Genomic DNA, 21456 nt, shown 5'->3' on the forward strand with positions numbered 1-21456 from the left:
GGTACATGGCAGAGCACACGCGAACGGGCGTGATCATCGTCGGCACCGGGTTCTCCGGTCTGGGCATGGCGATCCAGCTGCGCAAGGAGGGTCGCGAGGACTTCGTGATCCTGGAGAAGGCCGGCGATGTCGGCGGCACCTGGCGCGACAACACCTACCCGGGCTGCGCCTGCGACATCCAGTCGCACATGTACTCGTTCTCCTTCGAGCAGAACCCGAACTGGACCCGCTCGTTCTCGCCGCAGCCGGAGATCTGGGACTACCTGCGCGGTGTCGCCCGCAAGTACGACCTCTACGCCCGAACGCGGTTCGGTCAGGAGATGACCGGTGCGCGCTGGGACCCCGACGAGCAGCGCTGGCACGTCACCACCAAGAGCGGTGACACGTTCAGCGCCCGGTTCCTGGTCAACGGCGTCGGCGCGCTGCACCTGCCGCAGATCCCGGACCTCAAGGGCATCGAACGCTTCCAGGGCCGCACCTTCCACTCGGCGCAGTGGGACCACGACTACGACCTGCGTGGCAAGCGCGTCGCCGTCGTCGGCACCGGCGCCAGCGCGATCCAGTTCATCCCGGCCATCGCGCCCGAGGTCGGGCAGATGCACGTCTTCCAGCGCACCCCGGCCTGGGTGATGCCGAAGCCGGACCACGCGATGCCGCGATGGGCCAAGTCGGTGTTCGCGAAGATCCCCGGCGCGCAGCGCGCCTACCGCAACCTCCTGTACTGGATGCTGGAGGCCCGCGCGATCGGCTTCAACGGTCACCAGGGGCTGATGAAGGTCGCGCAGAACCTCGCCAAGTCCAACATCGACAAGCACGTCGACGACCCGGTGTTGCGCGCGAAGCTGACGCCCGACTACGTGATGGGCTGCAAGCGGGTCCTGATTTCCAACGACTACTACCCCGCGCTGAACAGGGACAACGTCGACGTGATCACGCACGGGGTCGCCGAGGTGACCGAGCACGGGGTCATCGACACGACCGGTGTGGAGCGCGAGGTCGACGTGATCATCTTCGGCACCGGCTTCCACGTCACCGACGCCTTCGATGATCTGGCGATCATCGGGCTGGAGGGCCGCAAGCTCAACAAGGAGTGGGCGGCCGAGGGCATGCGGACGCACCTGGGCATCACGGTCAACGGGTTCCCGAACATGTTCTTCCTGCTCGGGCCGAACACCGGACTCGGCCACAACTCGGTCGTGTTCATGATCGAGTCGCAGATCCGCTACGTCGCCGGGGCGATGCGGCTGGTCGAACAGACCGGCGCGGGTGCGCTGGAGCCGCGGGCCGAGGTGCAGGAACGCTTCAACGCCGAGATCCAGCGCAAGCTGGAGCGCGGCGTGTGGACGCAGGGTGGCTGCAAGAGCTGGTACCTCGACGCGAAGGGCGTGAACCGGACCATCTGGCCCGGTTTCACCTGGCGGTACTGGCTCAACACCCGCAAGCTGCGGCCGTCGGACTTCGAACTCGTCGGCACGCGCTGAGGGGACTCAGGGAAGGGCGGCTCCCAGGTGGAGCCGCCCTTCGCCGTGTCTAGTCGTCCTCGACGCCGGAGATCGCGCGGAGGCGGTCGAGCAGGCCGGGCACGTCGAGGCCGCACAGCTGGGCCATCCAGCTGAGCGCGGCCCGGTCCAAGCGGACGTCTCTCGGTGCGCCCGTGTGCCGCAGCCGGTCTTCCGCCCACCGGCGCAGCGGCAGGAGTTCGGCGCGGTCGTCGGCGACGATCCGGCTCAGATCGAGGCGGATCTTGCCGGGCTCGTCGGCGAACACGCGGCGGTGCACGCGGGCGAGCAGGTCCTGCGGTAGTTCGTCCATCGCGAGGCACAGCTCCACGAGACGGACCACCGAGCACTGCCGGGTGCCCAGTTCGTAGGTGGCCAGCGTTTGCAGCGAGATGTCGCTCTGGAGGTGCTGGTTCAGTTCCTTGCGTGTCCAGCCCCGTCGCCGGCGCAGCTTGCGAAGTTCCTCCCCCAGAACTCGCTGGTAGAGGTCATTGTCGATGCGCACTCCTCGTCCCCTGCCCTGACCACGTGTCGTACCGGGCCCCTGCTCCGGCACATCCGGTCGAACTCCAGCGGTGTTCACGGGTATGTAAGTCGCTGGGCGCGCGTTCCTTACGCGACTTCTGCGGAACGGTTGTGCTCGACGGCCGTTATTACGCCGATCGGGCTAACCCGGGGCGGGCTGGACGGTGTGGTCAGTTGACGCAGGTGATGCCGTCGGCGGTGATCGGCTCGTCGTCGGTCGCGGCTGGCGCCTGCGTGGTCGGCGCCGCCGCGGCCTGCTGGACGACCCGCGACGGTTCCGTCGAGAAGTCACTGCCGACGAGCACGACCACGTGCCCTTCGCTCACGGTCGGATCGGCCTCGACCGTGGCACCCGAGCCGAGGGCATCGGCGACCTGCTGGGCCCCGGCCTGCCCACCGGCCGGGTACCGGACGACCGTGGACTTGCGGGAGGTCGTGTTGGACGTCTCGCCACCGGTGAAGCCCTGGCCCGTCAGGTTCTGCAGAACCGACGAGGCGAGACCCGAGCGGCCGGTTCCGTTCCGGACGTCCACGGTGGTCGCCGACTTGGCGGGACCCGCGTCGGCGGGCGGCGCGGCCGGGGTGGTCACGCCCTGCACGAAGTCACGGATCTCGCTCGGGTCGACCTTGACCGCCTTGCCGTCCTCCGGGGTGCTGTAGTCCGGGTCGACCACGGGGATGGTGCGGAACTCCAGCTGGCCGCCGGTGAGGCCCTTCATCTGCTGGGCGAAGCCGAGGATGTCCCAGCCCTGGTTGAGCACGACGGACTTCTTGATGGCGTCGGTGAGGCCGCTGAGCTTGCCCGGATCGGCCAGTGTGCCCGCGGAGAGCACCTTGCGGGCCATGCCGGCCATGAAGACCTGCTGGCGCACGACCCGGTCCAGGTCGCCGCGGGGCAGTCCGTGCCGCTGGCGGACGAACTCCAGCGCTTCGACGCCGGAGATCGTGTGCTGTCCCTTGGTGAACCTGGCGCCCGAGTACGTGTCGTTCACGTCGTCCTTGAGGCAGACGTCGACCCCGCCGATGGCCTTGGTGATCTCGGAGAAGCCCAGCAGGTTGATCGAAGCGTAGTTGTCGATGGTCGAGCCGGTCAGCTGTTCGACGGTCTGGATGAGCGTCTTGGCGCCGGCCTGGTTGCTCCGCACCTCGATGGTCCTGGCGTCGCTCTCGCCGTCGTCCTGCAGCTTCTTGCGCTCCGCCGCCTTCGCGCGGGCGTACGCGGAGTTGATCTTGTGAGTGCCGAAGCCGGGAATGGTGACGTAGGAGTCCCGGGGCAGCGAGATCGCGACGGCTTTGCTGCCGTCGTTGGGGATGTGGACCATGATCAGCGTGTCGGTGTTCTCCTCGCCGTCCGCGACACCGGCGCGGAGTTCGGCGAGGAGGTCCTCCGGCAGGGGGTTGCCCTGCGCGTCGGTGCGGCTGTCCATGCCGACCAGCAGGATGTCGCGGGCGCCGTCCGCGGGCTGGTTGGCGTCGATCACATCGGTGGTGGTGAGGCCGCTGACCAGGCCCTGCATCGCGGCCCACGCGTAGCCGGTGAGGCTCATGACCAGCAGGGACACCAGCCCGACGGCGATCTTCGCGCCGCGCCGGGACCTGCGTGGCGGTGGCGGCGGTCGTCGGCGGACCCGGGGTGGCGGTGGGCGCCGGTCGCGGGACGCGGGTGGCCGGCCGGCCGCCGTCCGGTTGCCCGGCGTGGTCCATCCGCCCGGCGCGGCGCGGTTGCCGGGCGGACGACCCCGGCCGGGTGGGATGCGCTCGGAGGGCGCGCGCTCACTCGGCCTGCGCTCGGCGGGGGTGCGCCGGACCGGGCCTTCGTAGCGGGCGTCGATCTGGCGTGGCTGCCGGGGCCGTCCGGGCCGGCCGGTCCCACGATCGTTCCGCGGGTCGTCCACGCCAGGTGCTCCTTTCGCCACAATCGTTCACCTACTTGGCCGTAGCGTCGCATACGGCCCACCGGAAGTGGTTCACAACACTCGCTTACGTGTTTTGTGCCACCGCCTTGGTGGGCACCAGCGTGCTGGCCACCGCCGCGAGCGCGACCAGTGCGGTCACGCCGTGGACCGCCACCGTGACCGGATCGGCCGCCGACAGCAGAGCCGGGACACAGGCGACCCCGATGACGATCCACGTGCTTCGTGCGCCGCTGAGGCCCGTGCGCACCGTGTGCAGGAGGAATACCCCGATCAGCAGCTGGATAAGGTTCTGGATCGGGTCGACGGGCAGGCCGATGATCGTGCCTTCGTCGCCGCCGAACCGGGTCAGCGCGAACCCGAACAGCCCCACCGCGGCGAACCCGATGCCGAGCACGGTGGCGGCGTGGGCGAGCCAGCCACCGGAGCCCGGGTGGTCGGCGACCGGGACCGCGGTCTCGCGGGGGTGGCGTTCGAACCACCAGAAGACCATTCCGGCCGGGACCGCGAGTAGGGCGAGGGCGACCCACGTACGCGGATCGCCGAGCCAGGTGAAGATCGCGGCCGGGTGATCGGGCAGGTAGACGAGTGCGACGACGAGCAGCATCGCCGCGAGGAAGCCCAGGTACAGGCTCATCGGCGCGCGCATCGCGAGGCGGGCGGGTGCCGCGAGGCGGGTGGTGAGCCGCGCCAGCGGTTTCGAGGCGAGGCCGAGCAGGCCGATCTGCGCGGCGCCGAGGAGGAGGACCGGCAGGGCCGGCGCGGACAACGCAGGCGGGGCGCCCGGCGCGCCGAGCAGGTCACGGCTGATGCCGCCGACCGTGGTGAGCAGCACGAGGCCGGTGACGCCCAGCGCCGCGGCGAGCGCGAGGAGCAGCCGGCTGGAGGTGCGGATGCGGCCGAAGGCGACCTGCTGGGCGAGCAGGGCCAGGCCGAACGCCGCGAGGTAGCGCGGGATCGGCGAGCCGAGGGCGCGCGCGCCCAGCTCGGCCAGCACCACGAGTGCCGCCAGCCCGGTGACGGACGCGGTGGCCGCGCGCCGGTGCAGCGCGAGCATGAGTGGTGTGGCGACCACGGTGAGCAGGTAGATGCCCAGCAGCCACAACGGGTGCAGCGCGATGCGCATGATCGCCGTGTTCGTGCCTTCGGGGATGCCGAGCAGTTCGAGCGCGAGCGGGACGACGAGCGCCACGACGACGAAGATCAGCGCGGGCCGCAGCAGCCAGCTCGCGCGGTGGGCGAGGTACTGGCGGTATCCGCCGCCGCTGTCCCGGGTCGCGCGCCAGCCCGCGGCGTTGGCCCGGCCGCCTGCGAAGAAGAAGACGGGCGCGAGCTGGGCCGCCCAGGTGAACGGCCAGAGCCATTCCGCGCCCGCGCCCGCCCACCGGGCCAGCGCGATCGCCGATTCGCCGAGGATCAGGAGCACCAGGCTGGCCGCACCGAGCGTCACCCAGGGCGACAGTGGCGCGGCGGGGGCCGTCGTCGGCGCGGGCGCCGGAGCGGCGACGCGGGCGTGCCGGTGCTGGAGCCAGCCGCGCAGGCGGAAGACCAGGAGACAGCCGATCACGGCGACCCCGGCGAGCAGCGGTCCGATCGGGTCACCGACCGGGGGGCCCCAGCGCTGGTGCCAGGAGTTCACGTCCAGGCCCGCGGTGAAGAGGGTGGCCACGAGGCGGCAGGTGCGCGGCGAGTCCATCGGGTTGATGTCGCAGGCCGCGTGCATGTCGGTGGAGAGGCGGTGGTCGAGTGCCGCGCGGACGTCGGGCCCGAGCGGGTGACCGACGGCCGCGGCGTAGCGGAGGAGGTCGTAGCCCAGGTCGTGGGCCTTGCAGGGGACGCCGTAGTCCCATTTCGTGTTGTCGTCGCCCCACGGGGCCGAGCAGCCCCCGTCGGTGTGCACCGCGCGGACCGTGCCGTCCCGTGCCTGCTGCTGTCCGGGAACGATGCCGGTGACCTGCGTGAAGTCGGCGGGCAGGAGCGCGAGGGCGCTCGGTTGGGGCCCGGGGTGGACCAGCGCCTCGATCGCCTGCTGGGCCTGCAGGGCCCCGCCCGTGGGCGGCCCCTGATCGGCCGGGGCCGCCGGTCTCGACGCGACGAACCCGAAGGTGACCACGGCCAGCGACAACACCAGCAGCCAGGCGGACGTGGCCAGGCGGCGGCGCACCCGCGGCATCGCCGGTGCCTGCTGCACGGGCGGCGGGTGGTCGGTGTAGGTCGCCGGAGTGATCATCGCCTCCCAGGGTGGCAGGGGAGCGGCCTCGGAGGCCACCAGGGAATTCCCTGATCGTGGACTTTCGAGGGCGCCACTCTAGTGGGTGAACGGGTGGTGGTCGGGATGCCGGGGTCGCGCGTGACGGGGAAAGTGCTGGTCGGAGTGGGTGTGGGTGCAGGTCCGGCCGGACGAGGTGCGTGAGTGGGCTGGTCGTGACAGTGCGGGTGGGCCGCTGCTGCGGGTGCGGGTGGCCCTTTGGTGGACGCGCGAGTGGGGCCGGTGGTGGCTCGTGGTGAGACGGTTCTCTCACCGCCGCGCGAGTGCGCCGGTGCGCGCCACTCCTGGGTGCCCGCGGCAGGCGGCGGTCACACGCGGCGAGGGGTACCGAGTGGATCAGCTGCCCCCGTACCGGCGGGGAAGCCTCAACGGCTGAGGTGATCGATCTCACGTTCGGGCGCCTGCCCGTCTGGAGCGCCCGGCCCGGACGCCGGCGCCGCGCGGGCGATCCGGACCTGGTTCCGCCCGCCTTCCTTGGCCTCGTAGACCGCGGCGTCCGCCGCCTGCATGACGGACGCCAGGGTCTCGCCGTGGTCGGGGAAGACGGCCACGCCGATGGAAGCGGTGCGCCCGGACACCACGGTCTGGTCGCCGCGCTTGGTGGTGGTCACGATCCGCAGTCCGGCGACCGCGGAACGGATGCGTTCGCCCGCCACGGTGGCCGCCGCCTGGTCGGTGTCGGGAAGCAGCACGAGGAACTCCTCACCCCCGAAACGGCCCACCACGTCGCTCGGGCGGGTCACCTCGTCCAGTAGCTGCGCCAGGTTGCGCAGCACGTCGTCGCCGGCGGGGTGCCCGTACGTGTCGTTGATCCACTTGAAGTGGTCGAGGTCGATCATCAGGACCGCCATCGGATCGGCCGCCTTGGTGGCCCTCGCCAGCGCGCGCTCGGCCGATTCGGTCCAGCCGCGCATGTTCGCGACCTGCGTTTTCGGGTCGGTCCGGACGTCGGCCTGGAGTTGTTCGATCTCCGCGAGCCGGTTGAAGACCACCGTCACCACGGCCATGATCGCGACCGTCGGCGGCATGATCACCAGCAGCAGCGCGGTCACCGCGCCGAGGCCGATCGTGATCGCCTCCAGCACGTTGTCCGCCGGGCTGCCGAGCACGCTGCGGACGTTCGCGTTCTCCGGCGCGGACAGCGCGATCACGGTCCCGATGTAGAGGATCTGCACGACCTCGTAGATCAGCCCGGCCACCAGCAGCCAGCCGAACTCGGCCAGCGACGCCCCGAAGCTCAGCGCGCCCCAGTCGTGTGGACCCAGCTCGACGTAGACCTGGTGGGCCAGCGTCGCGGCCAGCATGTGCGCCACCGTGGAGTACACGAAGTTGTGCGCGGGCCGCCGGGCGACGAACCAGCGCTGGGCCCGCACCAGTCCCACCACCAAGATCGTCAACGGCGCCGGAAGAATAATCGCGGCCGGAACGATCCAGACGGCGGTGAGGTCGATCAGGACCCGGCCGCCCGCATTTCGCCGACGTTCTTCCTGTCTACGCGTAAGTTGAATGTGCGCCGTCGCCCCCGCGGTGAGAATCGCGAACCGTGCCCAATCCAGACCGCTCGGAAGGGTCGCGTTCACGAATGCGACGACGAGCCACGCGACCGCAATCAGCTCGGAGACGAGCAGGAATGCGACGAATCGTTTCGGCCGGCGCCACAATGCCCAATTGCGCGGCGACAGGGCGCGGCGCGTACTCAACGCATCACGCTTGGTGTTCGGCTCCGCGCTCACGGGCGCCGACTGGCGGGGTACCGAATTTCGCTCCTCGATGGACTGAACGCCCTCCTTGGGATGCGGATCGCCGTGGAGTGTAGGCGATCGCCGACGGGCCTTCGGCAGAGGCACCGGCTCACCTTCCCTCGACATCACGGCCCGCCGCCGGGTAACTTTGCGGTGCCCGGAACGACGCCGGGTACTTTCCACCAAGAGCTATCATCTCACCGCACGCGAAGCTCCGCGTACCAACGCCACGAGCGGCAGTACCGGCGCATCGCGTCCCGGCCACAGGAACCGAATGGAGGTGTTCCTCGTGTCTGACCGCGACTTCTGATCCCCCGGCGTGAATCCAGTTCGTTTTCGTTACCGAGGGAAGGGTGTTCGTCGTGCGCGACCGTGACTTCTGAGCTGCCGTCGATTTGTGTTTGTTTCCGCCCCGACAACGGGAGGTGAATGGTTGTGCGTGACCGTGACTTCTGATCTTCCGAATGCAGCAACCCCCACTGCTGCGCTCAGTCGGTGCCGGCCGCATCGCTGCCCGCATCCAGTACCCGTCCCCACGACACCGCGAGGGGAACGCCGAGGACCACCCCCGCCGCGCCCGCGATCATGATGGCCGTCGTCGCCGCGCCCGACCACTGCGCGACGACACCGCCGATCGCCACGCCGACGCCCTGCGCGACCCGCAGACCGGTCCGGTACAGCCCGCCCGCTCCACCACGGAGGTCGTTGGGCACCCACGTGATGAACGTGGCCCCGACGGTGATGATGTACGCGCCCGCCGCCCCGGCGAGCGCGAGGACGGCGAGGGCGAGAACCAGGTCCGGTTTCAACCCGAACGCGAGCAGCAGTGCCGTCGGGACGACCGCGAGCACGCCGACCGACCGGCGGCGCGCCGAGGCCGAGACGTAGCGGGAGAGCAGGAACACGCCGAGTGCGAACCCCAGCGGGTCCGCCGCCAGCAGCCACCCCACGGCCGCGTCGGGTGCGCCGATCTCCTTCGCCAGCGGGGCGGCCAGCCCTGCCGGCACCATGGCGAGCCCGACCAGCCAGGACAGGCCGAGCAGCACGCGTAGCCTGCGCTGCCCGGCGACCCAGTGGATGGCGCCGAACCACGAACCATCGCCGTCGCCTGCCGCCGGGCGTGACCGCACCCAGCGGTGCAGCGCCGCCGCGGCGAGCGCGAACGTCAGCGCGTCCAGGCCCAGTGCCAGTGACGGCCCCGCGGCCGTGACGATGACGCCGCCCAGCGCCAGGCCGATCAGCATGGTGGTGTTCGTGGTGATGCCACGGATGTCCTGGCTGCGCAGGTACAGCTCGTCGTCGGTGAAGATCTCCCTGGTCAGCGCGTTCTGGGCCGCGTTGGACGGCGCACCGGCCAGGCGCGCGAGCATCACGAGCGCGCACAGCGCGACGACCGGCATGCCCGGAATCGCCATGATGCCGATGAAGACCGCCTGCAGCAGTGCCGTGACGACGAGGACCGTGCGGCGCGGGTACCGGTCGGCCAGCTGGGCCAGGCCCAGTCCGCCCGCCAGCGCGGGCAGAAAGGTGAGCCCGTAGGCGACCGCGGACCACAGAGCCGAGCCGGTGCGGTGGTAGACCGTGAGCGCCAGCGCGACGGTTGTCAGCTGGTCGCCGAGCACCGACTGGGCCTCGGCCAGCCACACGGTGCGGAACTCGCGGTTCGCGAGCGCCGCACCCATGGATGGGCGAGTCGTGGTCTTCACACCTTTCCCCACTTCCCCCTCGTCGGGTGGCCACACGCGCTCACTGACTCTGTCGCTGCCCGCCCGGTTCCTGTGACGGCAGTCACGAAGGTGACACATTCCGCAACTATCAGTATGCCGCTCACTACACGCAGGCGAACAGTCACAGCGCGACGGTATCGCCTTATTGGGCCCGTACGGTCGTAGGCGTTCTTACTTTCGGATTACGACGAACGGTGGAAAGTTTCGGCTTCCGTGACCGTCGGCGGGGTCAGTGCGGCCGATCAGAGATCACTCGTTCGGCGCAGTGAGCTGACCGTTCGTCGGTGTGCGCCCACCACCAGCGGCTCCGTGCGCGAAGACTGGACCCACAGGCCAGGAAGACAGCCGAGGACGGGCTGAAGCTCGGGGACTGGCCGGTGGGGAGAAAACGATGAGCATGCTGATGCAGGACCGCGCGGTCGTGGTCACCGGCGGCGGCCGGGGTCTCGGCGAGGCGTTCGCCGTGCACCTCGCGCAGGCGGGCGCCGCGGTCGTGGTGAACGACATCGACGCCGAGCTGGCCGAACGCGCCGCCGCGAACATCCGCGCGCACGGCGGGCGGGCCGTGGCCAGCGGGCACACGGTGACCGATCCGGCCCAGGCACAGGCGGTCGTCGACCTGTGCGTGTCCGAGTTCGGCGCGATCGACGGCCTGGTGAACAACGCCGGACTGAACTACGAATCCCTGCCCTGGGAGGAAGACCTCGACGAGGTGCGCGAACTGGTGGAGGTCAACGTACTGGGGGTGATGTACACCGGCATCGCCGCCGTGAAGGCCATGGTCGGCCAGGGCCGGGGCGGCTCGATCGTCAACATCTCCTCCGGCGCCTCGCTCGGGCAGCGCAAGCTCGGCGTGTACGCGGCGAGCAAGGGCGCGGTGGCGTCGCTGACCTACTCGTGGGCACTGGACCTGGAGGAATCCGGCATCCGGGTCAACGCCGTGTGCCCGCTCGCGCACACGCGCATGGTCTGGAAGTCGGAACGGTCGCTGCGCAACTGCCCGCCCGACCGGACGCCGTCCCGGATCGCGCCCGTCGTGCTGTTCCTGCTCAGCGACGACGCCGAGGGCATCACCGGCCAGATGGTGCGGTGCAACGGACCGCAACTGCACATCGTCGGCCAGCCCTACCTCAAGGCGCCCATCCTGGAACGGCAGACATGGGACACCCAGACCGTGCGGGAGGCGTTCGACGAGGTGTTCGGCGCGCACCTCGAACCCTACGGCCTGGAGAAGCGTGTTCCACCCCGTCTGCGCAAGTGGACCACGCCCCTCCGCTCGGCGTAGGAACCGTTCGACGCGGTTTGCGGGGCGGTGCGGGTAGCGGAAGCCCGCACCGCCGTCACGCGCGCCGCTGAAAGACAGCGGCCCCTACTGGTCGGCGGTGTAGAGGGCGGCGATGTCGGTCGCGTAGCGGTCGTTGATGATCCGGCGCTTGAGTTTGAGCGTCGGGGTCACCTCACCGCTTTCCGGGGTCCACGCCTTGGCGAGCACCTGGTACTTCTTGATCTGTTCGACGCGCGCCAGCCGCCCGTTGGCGGACTCGACCGCGCGCTGGATCTCCTCGCGCACGGCCGGGTGCTCGGCGAGCACCACCGGGTCGGTGCCCTCGATGCCCTGCCGCGCGGCCCAGCCGGGCAGGAACTCGTCGTCGAGCACGATCAGCGCCGTGACGTAGGGCTTGTCGTTGCCGATCGCGACCGCCTGGCCGATCAGCGGGTGCTCCTTGAGCAGACCTTCGATGCGGGTCGGTGCGATGTTCTTGCCGCCCGAGGTGATGATCAGTTCCTTCTTGCGGTCGGTGATCGTGACGAAACCGTCGTCGTCGATGGTGCCGATGTCGCCGGTGTGGAACCAGCCGTTCTCGTCCAGCGCGGAGGCGATCGTGCCGTCCTCCTGCAGGTAGCCCATGAACACGAGCGGACCGCGCACCAGCAGCTCACCGTCCGCGCCGACCTCGATCTCGGTGTCGGCAAGCGCCTTGCCGACCGTGCCGGCACGGAACGCCTTCGCGCAGTTCGACGTGATCGCGCCGGAGGTCTCCGACAGGCCCCACACCTCGTGGATCTCGACACCGAGGCCGGCGAGGAAGTACAGCACCTCGACCGGCAGCGCGGCCGCGCCGCTGGAGCAGAAGTGCAGCTTGTCGAACCCGAGCAGCGCGCGGACCGGGGCGAGCACCGTGCGGTCGGCCTCGGCGATCTTCTCCGCCAGCTCCGGCGGCACCTCCGCACCGGCGTTGCGCAGTTCGTAACCCTCCCGCAGCAGGTCGCTCGCGCCCAGGAGCGCGTCGCGGCGGTCCTCCGGCAGGCTGGGCAGCATCGCCTTGAGCCCGGCGGCGATCTTCTCCCATACCCGTGGCACGCCGAAGAAGCCCTGCGGGTGGACGCGGCCGAGCGCGCCCGCGACGGCGGTCGGATCGGCGAGCGTGTGGACGTGACCGGCGTGGACGATCGGCATGTAGATCGAGATCTCCCGCTCGGCGATGTGCGCGAGCGGCAGGTACGCGACGTTCGACAGGTGCAGCGGCGACTCGTGCAACGCGTGCACCGCGTAGGCCTCGAAGATGACGTTGTGGTGGGACAGCACCACGCCCTTCGGGTCGCCGGTCGTGCCGGAGGTGTAGATCATCGCGACCGGGTCCTCGGGCCGGATCGAGGCCCAGCCGTCCTCGAACACCCGGGGTTCGGCGGCGTGCAGTCCGGCGCCGCGGGCGCGGAGTTCGGCGAGGCTGACGAACCGTTCGTCGCCCGCGGGCACGGCTGCCGCGTCGATCATCACGATGCGCCGCAGCGCGGGCAGTTCGTGCAGCACCTGCTGCCAGCGTTTCAATTCGTCCATGCCCTGCAGCACGACGACCGGGGTCGCGCTGTGCCGGGCCACGTAGGAGATCTGGTCGGGGCTCAAGGTGGCGTACGCCGTGCAGGAAATCGCGCCGAGGTGCGTCGCGGCGAGGTCGGCGACGATGTGGTCGGGCGAGCTGGGCGCCATGATCAGCATGCGCTCGCCGCGGCGCAGGCCCAGATCGGCCAGACCGCGGGACACGGCGGCGATGTCTTCGCGGAACGCCGACCAGGTCAGCGTTTCGCGGTCCGGGTCGTCCAGCGACGTGAGTGCCGGCAGGTCGCCGTGTTCCCGCGCGTTGCGGCGGAGGAGCATGGGGATGGTCAAGCCCTCGGCCTGCTCAGCGACGGACGGTTGGCTGGTCAACTGCGACCTCCTCGTGATCTGCTGGCGGGGACACCACTCTATGTGACCGTCAACACAGGGCGATAGAGAGAAAGGGACACGATGTCACTGCGCGACGAAGCGCGTGAGCTCGACGCGATGGACCCGCTCGCCGGGAAGCGCGCGGAGTTCGATCTCGACCCGGACGTGTCCTATCTGGACGGAAATTCACTGGGCGCCCCACCCCGTGCCGTCGCGGAGCGGTTGACGGAGGTGGTCGGCAAACAGTGGGCCGGACGGCTGATCCGGTCGTGGGACGAGGGCTGGTGGGCCGCGCCGGAACGGATCGGCGACCGCGTGGCGCCGCTGGTGGGTGCCGCGCCGGGGCAGGTCGTGGTCGGCGATTCGACGACGGTGAACCTGTTCAAGGCCCTGGTCGCGGCCGTGCGCCTGAATCCGGGCCGCCCGGAGATCCTGCTCGACGACGGCACCTTCCCGACGGACGGCTACATCGCCGACAGCGCGGCCAGGCTGACGGGCCACGTGGTGCGGCGGGTGCCGGTGCACGAGATGGCCGACGTGGCCAGCTCCCGCACCGCGGTCGCGCTGGTCAACCACGTCGACTACGTGACGGGGGTGCTGCACGACCTGCCCGGGGTGACGGCCGCGCTGCGTTCGGCGGGGGCGCTCACGGTGTGGGACCTGTGCCATTCGGTGGGCGCGGTGCCGGTGCACCTCGACGCGTGCGAGGTGGATTTCGCGGTGGGGTGCACGTACAAGTTTCTCAACGGTGGTCCCGGTTCGCCCGCTTTCCTGTACGTGGCAAGGAAGTGGCTGGATTCGTTCGATCAGCCACTGACCGGGTGGGCCGGGCACGCCGATCCGTTCGCGATGACCGCGGGGTACGCGGGCGGGAGCGGGATCCGCCGCGCCCGCGCGGGTACGCCGGACATCCTGTCGATGCTGGCGCTGGATGCCGCGCTGGACGTGTGGCTCGACGTGACGGTCGATCAGGTGCGGGCGAAGGGCTTGGCGCTCGGGGACTTCTTCCTGCGGTGCCTGGACGCGGGAGCGCCGGGCGTGCGGGTGGTGACGCCGCGGGATCACCGGCGGGGGAACCAGATCTCCGTGGCGTGGCCCGAGGCCGCGGCGGCCCGGACGGTGATGTCGGCACTGACCGACCGCGGCGTCATCGGCGATTTCCGGCCACCCGACGTGCTGCGGTTCGGGCTGGCCGGGCTGTACGTGCGGTACGCGGACGTGTTCCGGGCGGCGGAGGAGTTGCGGGCTCTGTCGGAAACCTAGTCCCGCCCCTGCCAGGTCGTCACGCACGCCTCGTTCCCGTCAGCGTCGGCGAGGACCCAGAAGGCGGGCGCGGTGGTGTCCGAGCGCAGCTCTCCTCAGGCGGCCAGCGCGGCTTCGATGCGGTGGGGGGCCTCGTCGTGGGGCACGGACACGTCCAGGTGGATGCGGTTCCTCTGGGGCCTCGGCTCGGTCATCTGCTGGAACCAGATCGCCGGGCCCTGTCCGCGTGGGTCGACCAGTCCGGGTGGCTCGGGGCCGTCGACGATGCGGGCGGCCAGCGAACCCGCCTCCCGCGTCGAGGACACCGAGACCATCGTGCTCAGCCCGTTCAACACCGAACGCCAGCCCGAACCGTGGACCGCACCGGAGATCTCCGCGCCGTTCAACGGGTCCATGGCATTCCACTGTAGACAGTAGTTGACCGGAGCAGCGGGAGGGGTGGGAGGCCGCTGCTCCGGCCGGTTGTCTCAGTTCGCGGCGACCGGCGCGGACCGAGAATCTTCATTTGTGACCTCCTCACCTTCGCCGAACCACGACCGGCCCAACAGGGTCCAATGGCCCTGTTTGACGGCCTCAGGTGTCACGCCGCCGGGTGGCGTAGACCGCGGCTTCCGTGCGCCGCTCGAAACCCAGCTTGTGCAGCACGGACGACACGTAGTTCTTGACCGTCTTCTCGGCCAGGTGCAGGTGCTGTGCGATCTGCCGGTTGGTCAGGCCGCCGGCGATCAGGTCCAGCACACGCCGCTCCTGGGGGCTGAGCTGCTCGTATCCAGGATCGGCCCGGCCGCTCCCGCCACGCAACCGGGTCAGGACCGTGGCGGTCAGCTCCGGATCGAGCAGCGAACCGCCCGCCGCGATCCGCCGCACCGAACCGAGGAGGTCGTTGCCGGACACCTGTTTGAGCAGGTAACCCGCCGCCCCGGCCATGATCGCCCCGAAGAGAGCCTCGTCGTCGGAGTACGAGGTCAGCATGAGGCACGCGGGCGCGGGATCCACCGACGACCGGATCTCGCGGCACACCCCGATCCCCTCCCCGTCGGGCAGGCGCACGTCGAGGATCGCCACATCCGGTGTCAGCGCCGGGATCCGGGACAGCGCACCGGCGACCGTGCCCGCCTCGCCGATCACGCGGATGTCGCCATCGGACTCCAGCACCGCTTTCAGCCCGGTCCGCACCAGTTCGTGGTCGTCGAGCAGGAACACCGAAATCATCGCGCCCCTCCGTTCAGCCCCGCTGTCCACACCAGCGTCGTGCCCCGCTCGCCCCGCTGTTCCCAGGAACAGCGCCCGCCCCAGCGGGCCGCGCGGTCGGCCAGATTGGCCAATCCGCTGCGCCTGCCGGAAACCACGGGAATGCCGACACCGTCGTCGGAAACCGTCAGCGTCAGCGAACGGCCCGCGCGGTCCACCACCACGTCGACCGAGACCGCGGCGGCGCGCGCGTGCCGGGCCACGTTCGACAGCGCCTCGCGCACCGTCGCCGTCAGATCGGACCGCACACCCGGCGGGACCGCCGAGTCGACCGGGCCGCTGAACCCGAGCCGCGGCGCGAAACCCAGCACCGGAGTGCAGTCCTCGGTGAGCCGAACCAGCTCCGAGCGCAGGCTGTCGCCGGGCTCGTCCGGTTCGGTGAGCGAAAAGATGCTGTTGCGGATCTCCCGGATCGTGCGGTCCAGCTCGTGCACGAAGCCGCTCAGCCGGTCCGCCACCTCGGTCTGCGCGACCAGCGGGCGCAGCCCCTCCAGTCCGAGCCCGGTCGCGAACAGCCGCTGGATGACCAGATCGTGCAGGTCACGGGCGATCCGGTCGCGCTCGGTGAGCACGGCCAGCCGCTGCCGGTCCTCCTCGGCGCGGGCGAACTCCATGGCCAGCGCGGCGTGGCCGGCGAACGTACGGGCCAGCTGCACCTCGTCGCCGGTGAACGGGGCGACGTCACCGAAGCGGGCGACCAGCAGCACGCCCAGCGTCTCGCCACCGACGATCAGCGGCACCGCGACCGCGGAGTCCAGCGCCGTCACCAGCTCGGGCATCTCCTTGTCGACCTTGGCCTGCTCCTTGGCGGCGAACCGGCCGTAGTCGCGCACGACGACCGGCTCCCGGCTGCGGAACGCCTCACCGCTGGCCGTGCCCTCGACCGGCACCGTCAGCCCGGTGAGTCCCGGCGGAGCCTCCTCGCCCGCCGCGACGACCTCGAACACCAGCGTGGCCGCGTCGTCCTCGCTTGGCACGGCGACGGCGGCGGCGTCTCCCCCGGACACGACACGCGCGCGCTCGGCGATCAGCTGCAGCGTGTGCCGCGGATCCTCGCCGGTCAGCAGGGCCGCGGTCACTTCGTGCGAAGCCTCCAGCCAGCGCTGCCTGCTGCGTGTCCGCGAGTAGAGCGTGGCGTTGTCGATGGCCATCCCGGCGGTGGCGACCAGGGTGACGACCGCCTGCCGGTCCGCTTCGGTGAACCCGCCGTCCTTGCCGGTCAACCGCAGCTCACCGAACCGGCCGCCGCGCGCGTGCAGCGGCATCGTCAACGGCGGACCGGGCGCCCCCGGATCACCGGAACCGACCGGCGCGGCGTCGGGGACCTGGATGCGGGCATGGCGCGCGCCGGTGAGATCGCGGGCGCTGATGACGATCTTGCCCAGGATTTCGGGCACGCTGAGGTCGGCCGCGATCCCGACGACGGCTTCGAGAAGTCCGCGTGCGCTCGGTTCGATCACCAGTGCCCTCTTCCGGCAGGGCCCTCCCTGCTGGTAGAGGTCGCGCCGGACGGCCCGCGCGTTACCGGGCGAGCCGCCGCCCCGACACCACGTCGAGCGGGATGCTGATCCACCGGTCGTCGGACGTGGTCGCCGGCCAGGCGCGGGCGGGCTCCCCGGTCGACCGGGCCCGGCCCAGCACCGTCACCCACCAGCCCGACTCCAGGGCCTCGTCGAACGCGTCGGCCTCGAACGCCACCACGCCGTCGTCGGCGGCGGCGAACAACGGACTGCCTGCCGGGGCACCGAAGATCACCGCGGCGGTCTCCAGCACGAACCGCACCGGCTGGACGGCCGGCAGTCCCCGCGCGGTGAACACGACACGGCCGATTCCCGCGGTGGCCAGCAGGGACAGGCACTGCTCCCGGCCGAGAACTTCGAGACCGAAGGGATCGAACATCGATGTGACCGGTCTTTCGCGCGCGGGGAACGTCACGCGCACCACGATCACCCGCGCGGCGTCCGCGCCGGTAGGGCCATTGGGCCCGGTGCCGGCCGGCTCAGCCCCACGTCAGGAACCGGTAGTGCAGACCGGTCACCGACTCCTGCCACTCGCCGGTGACGTCCGGGGGGCGGCCGACGCCGGGGGCGTGCGTGTCGCCGTCGAAGGGCTCCCGGATCTCGGTGACCACGATCCGGTCGGCCAGGGGCAGCGCCGCCCGGTAGACCGCCGCCCCGCCGATCACCCAGACGTCGCCGGACACCGCGGCCAGCACGTCCGGCAGCCCGGGGAAGGTCTCACAGGACTCCTGGGGCGTGCGCGACAGCACGAGGTTGCGCCTGCCCGGCAACGGCCGGAACCGCGGCGGCAGCGACTCCCACGTGCGGCGGCCCATGAGCACGGTCGCGCCCGCGGTCAGGGTGCGGAAGTGCTTCAGGTCCTCCGGAAGGTGCCACGGCAGGGCGCCGTCGCGGCCGATGACGCCGTTCGAAGACTGTGCCCAGACGAGCCCGATCACACCGCCACCGGTGCCTTGATGCCGGGGTGCGGATCGTAGCCGCTGAGAGCGATGTGCTCGTAGGTGTAGTCGAACAGGCTGTCCGCCGGTTTCAGGTGCAGCGTGGGGAACGGACGCGCGTCGCGGGCGAGCTGCGTGCGGACCTGGTCCACGTGGTTGTCGTAGATGTGGCAGTCGCCACCGGTCCAGACGAAGTCGCCGACGCCGAGGCCGACCTGTTCGGCGATCATGTGGGTCAGCAGGGCGTAGCTCGCGATGTTGAACGGCACGCCGAGGAACAGGTCCGCGCTGCGCTGGTACAGCTGGCAGGACAGCTTCCCGTCGGCGACGTGGAACTGGAAGAACGCGTGGCACGGCGGCAGCGCCATCCGCGGGAGGTCGGCGACGTTCCACGCGGACACGATGATGCGGCGGGAGTCGGGGTTCTCGCGCAGCGTGCGCAGCACCTCGGAGATCTGGTCGACGTGCCCGCCGTCCGGGGTCGGCCAGGACCGCCACTGCACGCCGTAGACCGGCCCGAGGTCACCGTCCGGTGCCGCCCACTCGTCCCAGATCGTGACGCCGTTCTCGCGCAGCCACCCGACGTTCGCGTCGCCGCGCAGGAACCACAACAGCTCGTAGGCGATCGAGCGGAAGTGCACCTTCTTGGTGGTGACCAGCGGGAAGCCGTCGGACAGCCGGTAGCGCAGCTGGTGGCCGAAGATCGAGCGCGTGCCCGTGCCGGTGCGGTCCGCCTTGCGGGCACCCGTTTCGAGCACGTGGCTGAGCAGTTCTTCGTACTGCGTGTCCGGCATGCCGCGAGCCTAACCCGGACCTGCGCCGGCGACGGTGGCGGTCGCCGGCGCCTGGCGGACGCCGGGGTGGAGGAAGGTGAACAGGGCCAGCCCCGCCAGCACCACGGTGCCGAGCAGGTACGGGAGCGCGGGCGCGATCCCGTACAGGCCGTTGCCGATGAGCGGGCCCACCATGAAGGTCAGCGCCGTGGTCGCGCTGACCAGGCCGGCCACCGAACTCTGCTCCTCACGTGTGGCGAGCAGGGTCGGCGCGGACATGAACCCGGGCATCCCGAACCCCATGCCCGCGCCGAGCACGGCGACGCCCAGCCCCAGCAGGAGGGTGTCCGAGGCGACGGTCACGACGACCATGCCGCCGGTCATGACGAGCGCGCCGGCCCGGAGGAGGCGCACCGGCGTCCAGCGCAGCCGCGGGACGACCGCGGTCTGCACGACGACGATCATCGCGGCACCGGCCAGCATGATCAGGCCGGTCCGCACCCCGGTCTGCCGCGCGGTGAGGTGCAACCGGTCCTGGAGCAGGAAACCGGCCGTCATCAGGACGATCGTGAGGGCGAGGTACAGGCCGAACCCGGTCGCCAGGAACGGCCACATGCGACGGTCGAACGGGCTCACCCGCGCCGTCGGCGGGCGTTCCCGGTGGGCGGCCGGCCTGGGCAGGCCGATCCACAGCACGACGGCGATCACCGCGAGGACGACCGGCGCGACGTAGACCGGGGCCAGGAGGTCGGCCCCGCTCAGCAGCCCGCCGATCGCCGGTCCGACGGCCAGCGCCAAGCCCTGCGACGCGCCGATCATCGACATCCCCTTGATCCGCTCGGCTTCGCCGTCCGTCGAATCGGCCACATAGGACTGTGCGGTGACCGGCGTCGCGGCCCAGGCGAGGCCGAACACGAGACCGCGGCTGAGCAGGACCAGCACGAACAGCAGCGGCACGGCGAGCGCTCCGGTCAGCCCGATCCGGGCGATGACCGCGAACGCCAGCAGTCCGGCCGTGGCGCCGGTCAGCGAGACCAGCAGGACCGCCCGGTGGCCCCAGGACACCGCGCGCCGTCCCCAGAACGGGCTGACCAGCACCACGCCGGACGCGCCGACGGCCATCACGAGGCCCAGCGCCAGTTCGCTGAACCCGAACTCACGGGTGAGCGGGGCCAGCACCGGGTTGATCATCTGCTGCCCGGTCATCAGGCCGAACACGGCCAGGCACACCAGCAGCACCGGGCGTCCGTTGTTTTCGAACATGTTCCGAAAGTAGCACTGCCGGATCGGCGTTGTCGAGGCGCCGGGCATGATGGGGAGATGCCACCCACCGAAAGCCGCACCGGCCGCCCGCCCGTGACGTCGCGGGCGGAGATCCTGACGGCCGCGAGCAGGCTCATCGACCGGGACGGCTGGCCGAAACTGACCATCCGGCGGCTGGCCGCGGAAATCGGCGTCGGAGCGACGACCCTTTACCACCACGTGCGGGACAAGGAAGACCTGCTCCTCCAGCTGTTCAGCCACTACGCGGAGCAGATCCGGCGCCCGGAGATGCCCGGCGATGCACGCGAACGCATCGTCACGGCGGCGACCGTCATGCACGACTCGCTCGCCGCCTGGCCCTGGGCCGTCGAAGTGCTCACCGCCGACGACCTGCTCTCCGAGTCCGCGCTGTGGATGGTCGAGGCGATCGTCGGCGGCGCGATCGAGGCCGGGTGCACGGAGGAGCAGGCGGTCGACCTCTACCGGGGGGTCTGGTACTACACGGTGGGCGAGATCCTGGTGCGTGCCAACGCGGCGCGCCGCCGGGCCGACGACGAGCGGCCGACCTACCGGGAACGGGTGTTCGGCAGCCTCGATGGCGCGCGGTTGCCACACCTGGCCGCCATCGGGGAGCGCTGGACCGAGCTGGCGGGGCGCGACACCTACGCGGAAGGGCTGCGCGCGTTCGTGGACGGGGCGCTGGCGCGCTGAACCGGGGTCAGCCCAGCACCGTGGCGGCGAGGTCGTCGGCCAGGGCGCGGGTCGCGGCGGCGATCCCGGACCAGCGGCGCGTCAGGTCCGGGTCGATCTCCAGCGGGCGGCCGTGCACGTCGATCACCGCGCCACCGGCCGCGGGCACCGTGACCATCGCGGTCGCGAGGTCGACCAGGCGGTGGGTGTCCGAGCCCGGATCGCAGAACGCGTCGACAGAGCCTTCGGCGACCAGCGCGCATTCGAGCACCGTCGTGGACAGGATCCGCACCCGCTGGGCGCGGCCGGCGACCCGCATCCAGGCGTCGGCGTTGCGCCGGTGCGGGCGGAGCAGGTTGACCGTCGCGCCGGCGAGCGCGGTGCGGCCGGTCGTGCGGTAGGGGACCGGCTCGCCGGTGCGGGCGTGCCAGGCGCGACCGGTGTCCAGCCAGACCGTGAGCGCCTCGGTGGCCTTGCCGTCGACCGCGACCGTGCCGCCGAAGCAGCTCAGCGGCACACCGGAAGCGGCGTTGTTGGAGCCGTCGACCGGGTCCACGACGAGCGTGACGGCGGAGCCGTTGTCGATGAAGCCGGCTTCCTCGCTGAGCAGGTTGACGCGATGCCGGTGCGCCTCCTCGGCGATCGCGTTCTCCACGATCTCGTCGACGCGCATCGTCGGGGTGCCGTCCGCGCCACCGGCGACCTCCTCGGCGAGTTCGGCGCGGGTGTGCTCCCGGCGGGCCGCACCGTAGGCGACGCTGGCGGCGCGGGCCATGGCGGCGAGGGCGGGGTGGACGTCGCCGGGCAGACCCGGTGCGGGCACCGGCCACGGGATCTTCGTGCTCATCGCCGCCGATCGTAATTCAGTTGCCGGG

18 protein-coding genes are annotated in these 21456 nt (G+C 71.0%); 4 read left to right on the top strand and 14 right to left on the bottom strand.

Features of this window, described 5'->3' with window-relative positions; all coding sequences use genetic code 11:
- Nucleotides 1-5 precede the first annotated feature (5 nt).
- The gene (locus tag HNR02_RS15430; RefSeq protein WP_179773859.1) at nt 6-1481 is read left to right on the top strand and encodes a flavin-containing monooxygenase; all 1476 of its coding nucleotides are present in this window, start codon (nt 6-8) and stop codon (nt 1479-1481) included.
- A 49-nt stretch (nt 1482-1530) separates the two neighbouring features.
- Here the strand turns inward: HNR02_RS15430 and HNR02_RS15435 are convergent, their stop codons facing one another.
- The 5 genes from HNR02_RS15435 to HNR02_RS15455 all read right to left on the bottom strand — a co-directional run bounded on the left by HNR02_RS15435 (nt 1531) and on the right by HNR02_RS15455 (nt 9630).
- The gene (locus HNR02_RS15435) at nt 1531-2004 is read right to left on the bottom strand and encodes a helix-turn-helix domain-containing protein (protein ID WP_179773860.1); all 474 of its coding nucleotides are present in this window, start codon (nt 2002-2004) and stop codon (nt 1531-1533) included.
- A 190-nt stretch (nt 2005-2194) separates the two neighbouring features.
- Nucleotides 2195-3919, bottom strand: coding sequence for an LCP family protein (locus HNR02_RS15440; protein ID WP_179773861.1), 1725 nt, complete (start codon nt 3917-3919; stop codon nt 2195-2197).
- Between the two features lie 85 nt (nt 3920-4004).
- Nucleotides 4005-6167, bottom strand: a complete 2163-nt coding sequence (locus tag HNR02_RS15445; RefSeq protein WP_179773862.1) for a phospholipase — start codon at nt 6165-6167, stop codon at nt 4005-4007.
- Nucleotides 6168-6571: 404 nt separating this feature from the next.
- Nucleotides 6572-7867: a GGDEF domain-containing protein gene (locus HNR02_RS15450; RefSeq protein WP_376772928.1), complete on the bottom strand. Its 1296-nt coding sequence runs from the start codon at nt 7865-7867 to the stop codon at nt 6572-6574.
- Between the two features lie 569 nt (nt 7868-8436).
- Nucleotides 8437-9630, bottom strand: a complete 1194-nt coding sequence (locus HNR02_RS15455; protein ID WP_179775938.1) for an MFS transporter — start codon at nt 9628-9630, stop codon at nt 8437-8439.
- A gap of 436 nt (nt 9631-10066) precedes the next feature.
- Between HNR02_RS15455 and HNR02_RS15460 the strand changes: the two genes are divergently transcribed.
- A complete protein-coding gene (locus tag HNR02_RS15460; protein WP_179773863.1) occupies nt 10067-10960 on the top strand; it encodes an SDR family NAD(P)-dependent oxidoreductase in 894 nt (297 codons plus the stop codon).
- An 84-nt stretch (nt 10961-11044) separates the two neighbouring features.
- On the opposite strand, the gene HNR02_RS15465 is transcribed toward HNR02_RS15460, so the two are convergent.
- Nucleotides 11045-12832, bottom strand: coding sequence for an AMP-dependent synthetase/ligase (locus tag HNR02_RS15465; protein WP_179775939.1), 1788 nt, complete (start codon nt 12830-12832; stop codon nt 11045-11047).
- Nucleotides 12833-12964: 132 nt separating this feature from the next.
- Between HNR02_RS15465 and kynU the strand changes: the two genes are divergently transcribed.
- On the top strand, nt 12965-14146 hold the full coding sequence (gene kynU / locus HNR02_RS15470) for a kynureninase (RefSeq protein WP_179773864.1): 1182 nt from the start codon (nt 12965-12967) through the stop codon (nt 14144-14146).
- Nucleotides 14147-14241: 95 nt separating this feature from the next.
- Here kynU and HNR02_RS15475 read toward each other — a convergent pair whose 3' ends face one another.
- From HNR02_RS15475 to HNR02_RS15505, 7 genes are all read right to left on the bottom strand, one after another.
- The gene (locus HNR02_RS15475; protein ID WP_246338577.1) at nt 14242-14541 is read right to left on the bottom strand and encodes a VOC family protein; all 300 of its coding nucleotides are present in this window, start codon (nt 14539-14541) and stop codon (nt 14242-14244) included.
- Nucleotides 14542-14719: 178 nt separating this feature from the next.
- Complete coding sequence (locus HNR02_RS15480) at nt 14720-15358, bottom strand: response regulator (protein WP_179773865.1); 639 nt, start codon at nt 15356-15358, stop codon at nt 14720-14722.
- The gene (locus HNR02_RS15485) at nt 15355-16860 is read right to left on the bottom strand and encodes a GAF domain-containing sensor histidine kinase (protein ID WP_218913863.1); all 1506 of its coding nucleotides are present in this window, start codon (nt 16858-16860) and stop codon (nt 15355-15357) included. The genes HNR02_RS15480 and HNR02_RS15485 overlap by 4 nt, the downstream gene beginning before the upstream one ends.
- Before the next feature lie 58 nt (nt 16861-16918).
- Complete coding sequence (locus tag HNR02_RS15490; RefSeq protein WP_218902893.1) at nt 16919-17296, bottom strand: pyridoxamine 5'-phosphate oxidase family protein; 378 nt, start codon at nt 17294-17296, stop codon at nt 16919-16921.
- A 100-nt stretch (nt 17297-17396) separates the two neighbouring features.
- The gene (locus HNR02_RS15495) at nt 17397-17855 is read right to left on the bottom strand and encodes a dihydrofolate reductase (RefSeq protein WP_179773868.1); all 459 of its coding nucleotides are present in this window, start codon (nt 17853-17855) and stop codon (nt 17397-17399) included.
- Complete coding sequence (locus tag HNR02_RS15500) at nt 17852-18649, bottom strand: thymidylate synthase (RefSeq protein ID WP_179773869.1); 798 nt, start codon at nt 18647-18649, stop codon at nt 17852-17854. Before HNR02_RS15500 ends, HNR02_RS15495 begins: the two co-directional genes overlap by 4 nt.
- 9 nt (nt 18650-18658) lie before the next feature.
- Nucleotides 18659-19891: an MFS transporter gene (locus tag HNR02_RS15505; RefSeq protein WP_179773870.1), complete on the bottom strand. Its 1233-nt coding sequence runs from the start codon at nt 19889-19891 to the stop codon at nt 18659-18661.
- A gap of 57 nt (nt 19892-19948) precedes the next feature.
- On the opposite strand from HNR02_RS15505, the gene HNR02_RS15510 reads away from it, so the two are divergent.
- Nucleotides 19949-20602 (top strand): TetR/AcrR family transcriptional regulator, encoded by a 654-nt coding sequence (locus HNR02_RS15510; RefSeq protein ID WP_179773871.1) that lies wholly within the window; start codon nt 19949-19951, stop codon nt 20600-20602.
- 7 nt (nt 20603-20609) lie between these two features.
- Here HNR02_RS15510 and HNR02_RS15515 read toward each other — a convergent pair whose 3' ends face one another.
- Nucleotides 20610-21428, bottom strand: coding sequence for an inositol monophosphatase family protein (locus HNR02_RS15515; RefSeq protein ID WP_179773872.1), 819 nt, complete (start codon nt 21426-21428; stop codon nt 20610-20612).
- Nucleotides 21429-21456 lie beyond the last annotated feature (28 nt).

Origin of the sequence: Amycolatopsis endophytica (assembly GCF_013410405.1) — a bacterium.
Lineage (GTDB): Bacteria > Actinomycetota > Actinomycetes > Mycobacteriales > Pseudonocardiaceae > Amycolatopsis_E > Amycolatopsis_E endophytica.

What these genes read in the sequence shown, in the direction of transcription:
- HNR02_RS15430 (WP_179773859.1), top strand. Translation starts at nt 6, where the DNA reads ATGGCAGAGCACACGCGAACGGGCGTGATCATCGTCGGCACCGGGTTC.
- HNR02_RS15445 (WP_179773862.1), bottom strand. Translation starts at nt 6,167, where the DNA reads ATGATCACTCCGGCGACCTACACCGACCACCCGCCGCCCGTGCAGCAG.
- HNR02_RS15455 (WP_179775938.1), bottom strand. Translation starts at nt 9,630, where the DNA reads ATGGGTGCGGCGCTCGCGAACCGCGAGTTCCGCACCGTGTGGCTGGCC.
- HNR02_RS15460 (WP_179773863.1), top strand. Translation starts at nt 10,067, where the DNA reads ATGAGCATGCTGATGCAGGACCGCGCGGTCGTGGTCACCGGCGGCGGC.
- HNR02_RS15465 (WP_179775939.1), bottom strand. Translation starts at nt 12,832, where the DNA reads ATGCTCCTCCGCCGCAACGCGCGGGAACACGGCGACCTGCCGGCACTC.
- kynU (WP_179773864.1), top strand. Translation starts at nt 12,965, where the DNA reads ATGTCACTGCGCGACGAAGCGCGTGAGCTCGACGCGATGGACCCGCTC.
- HNR02_RS15475 (WP_246338577.1), bottom strand. Translation starts at nt 14,541, where the DNA reads ATGGACCCGTTGAACGGCGCGGAGATCTCCGGTGCGGTCCACGGTTCG.
- HNR02_RS15480 (WP_179773865.1), bottom strand. Translation starts at nt 15,358, where the DNA reads ATGATTTCGGTGTTCCTGCTCGACGACCACGAACTGGTGCGGACCGGG.
- HNR02_RS15490 (WP_218902893.1), bottom strand. Translation starts at nt 17,296, where the DNA reads ATGTTCGATCCCTTCGGTCTCGAAGTTCTCGGCCGGGAGCAGTGCCTG.
- HNR02_RS15500 (WP_179773869.1), bottom strand. Translation starts at nt 18,649, where the DNA reads ATGCCGGACACGCAGTACGAAGAACTGCTCAGCCACGTGCTCGAAACG.
- HNR02_RS15505 (WP_179773870.1), bottom strand. Translation starts at nt 19,891, where the DNA reads ATGTTCGAAAACAACGGACGCCCGGTGCTGCTGGTGTGCCTGGCCGTG.
- HNR02_RS15510 (WP_179773871.1), top strand. Translation starts at nt 19,949, where the DNA reads ATGCCACCCACCGAAAGCCGCACCGGCCGCCCGCCCGTGACGTCGCGG.
- HNR02_RS15515 (WP_179773872.1), bottom strand. Translation starts at nt 21,428, where the DNA reads ATGAGCACGAAGATCCCGTGGCCGGTGCCCGCACCGGGTCTGCCCGGC.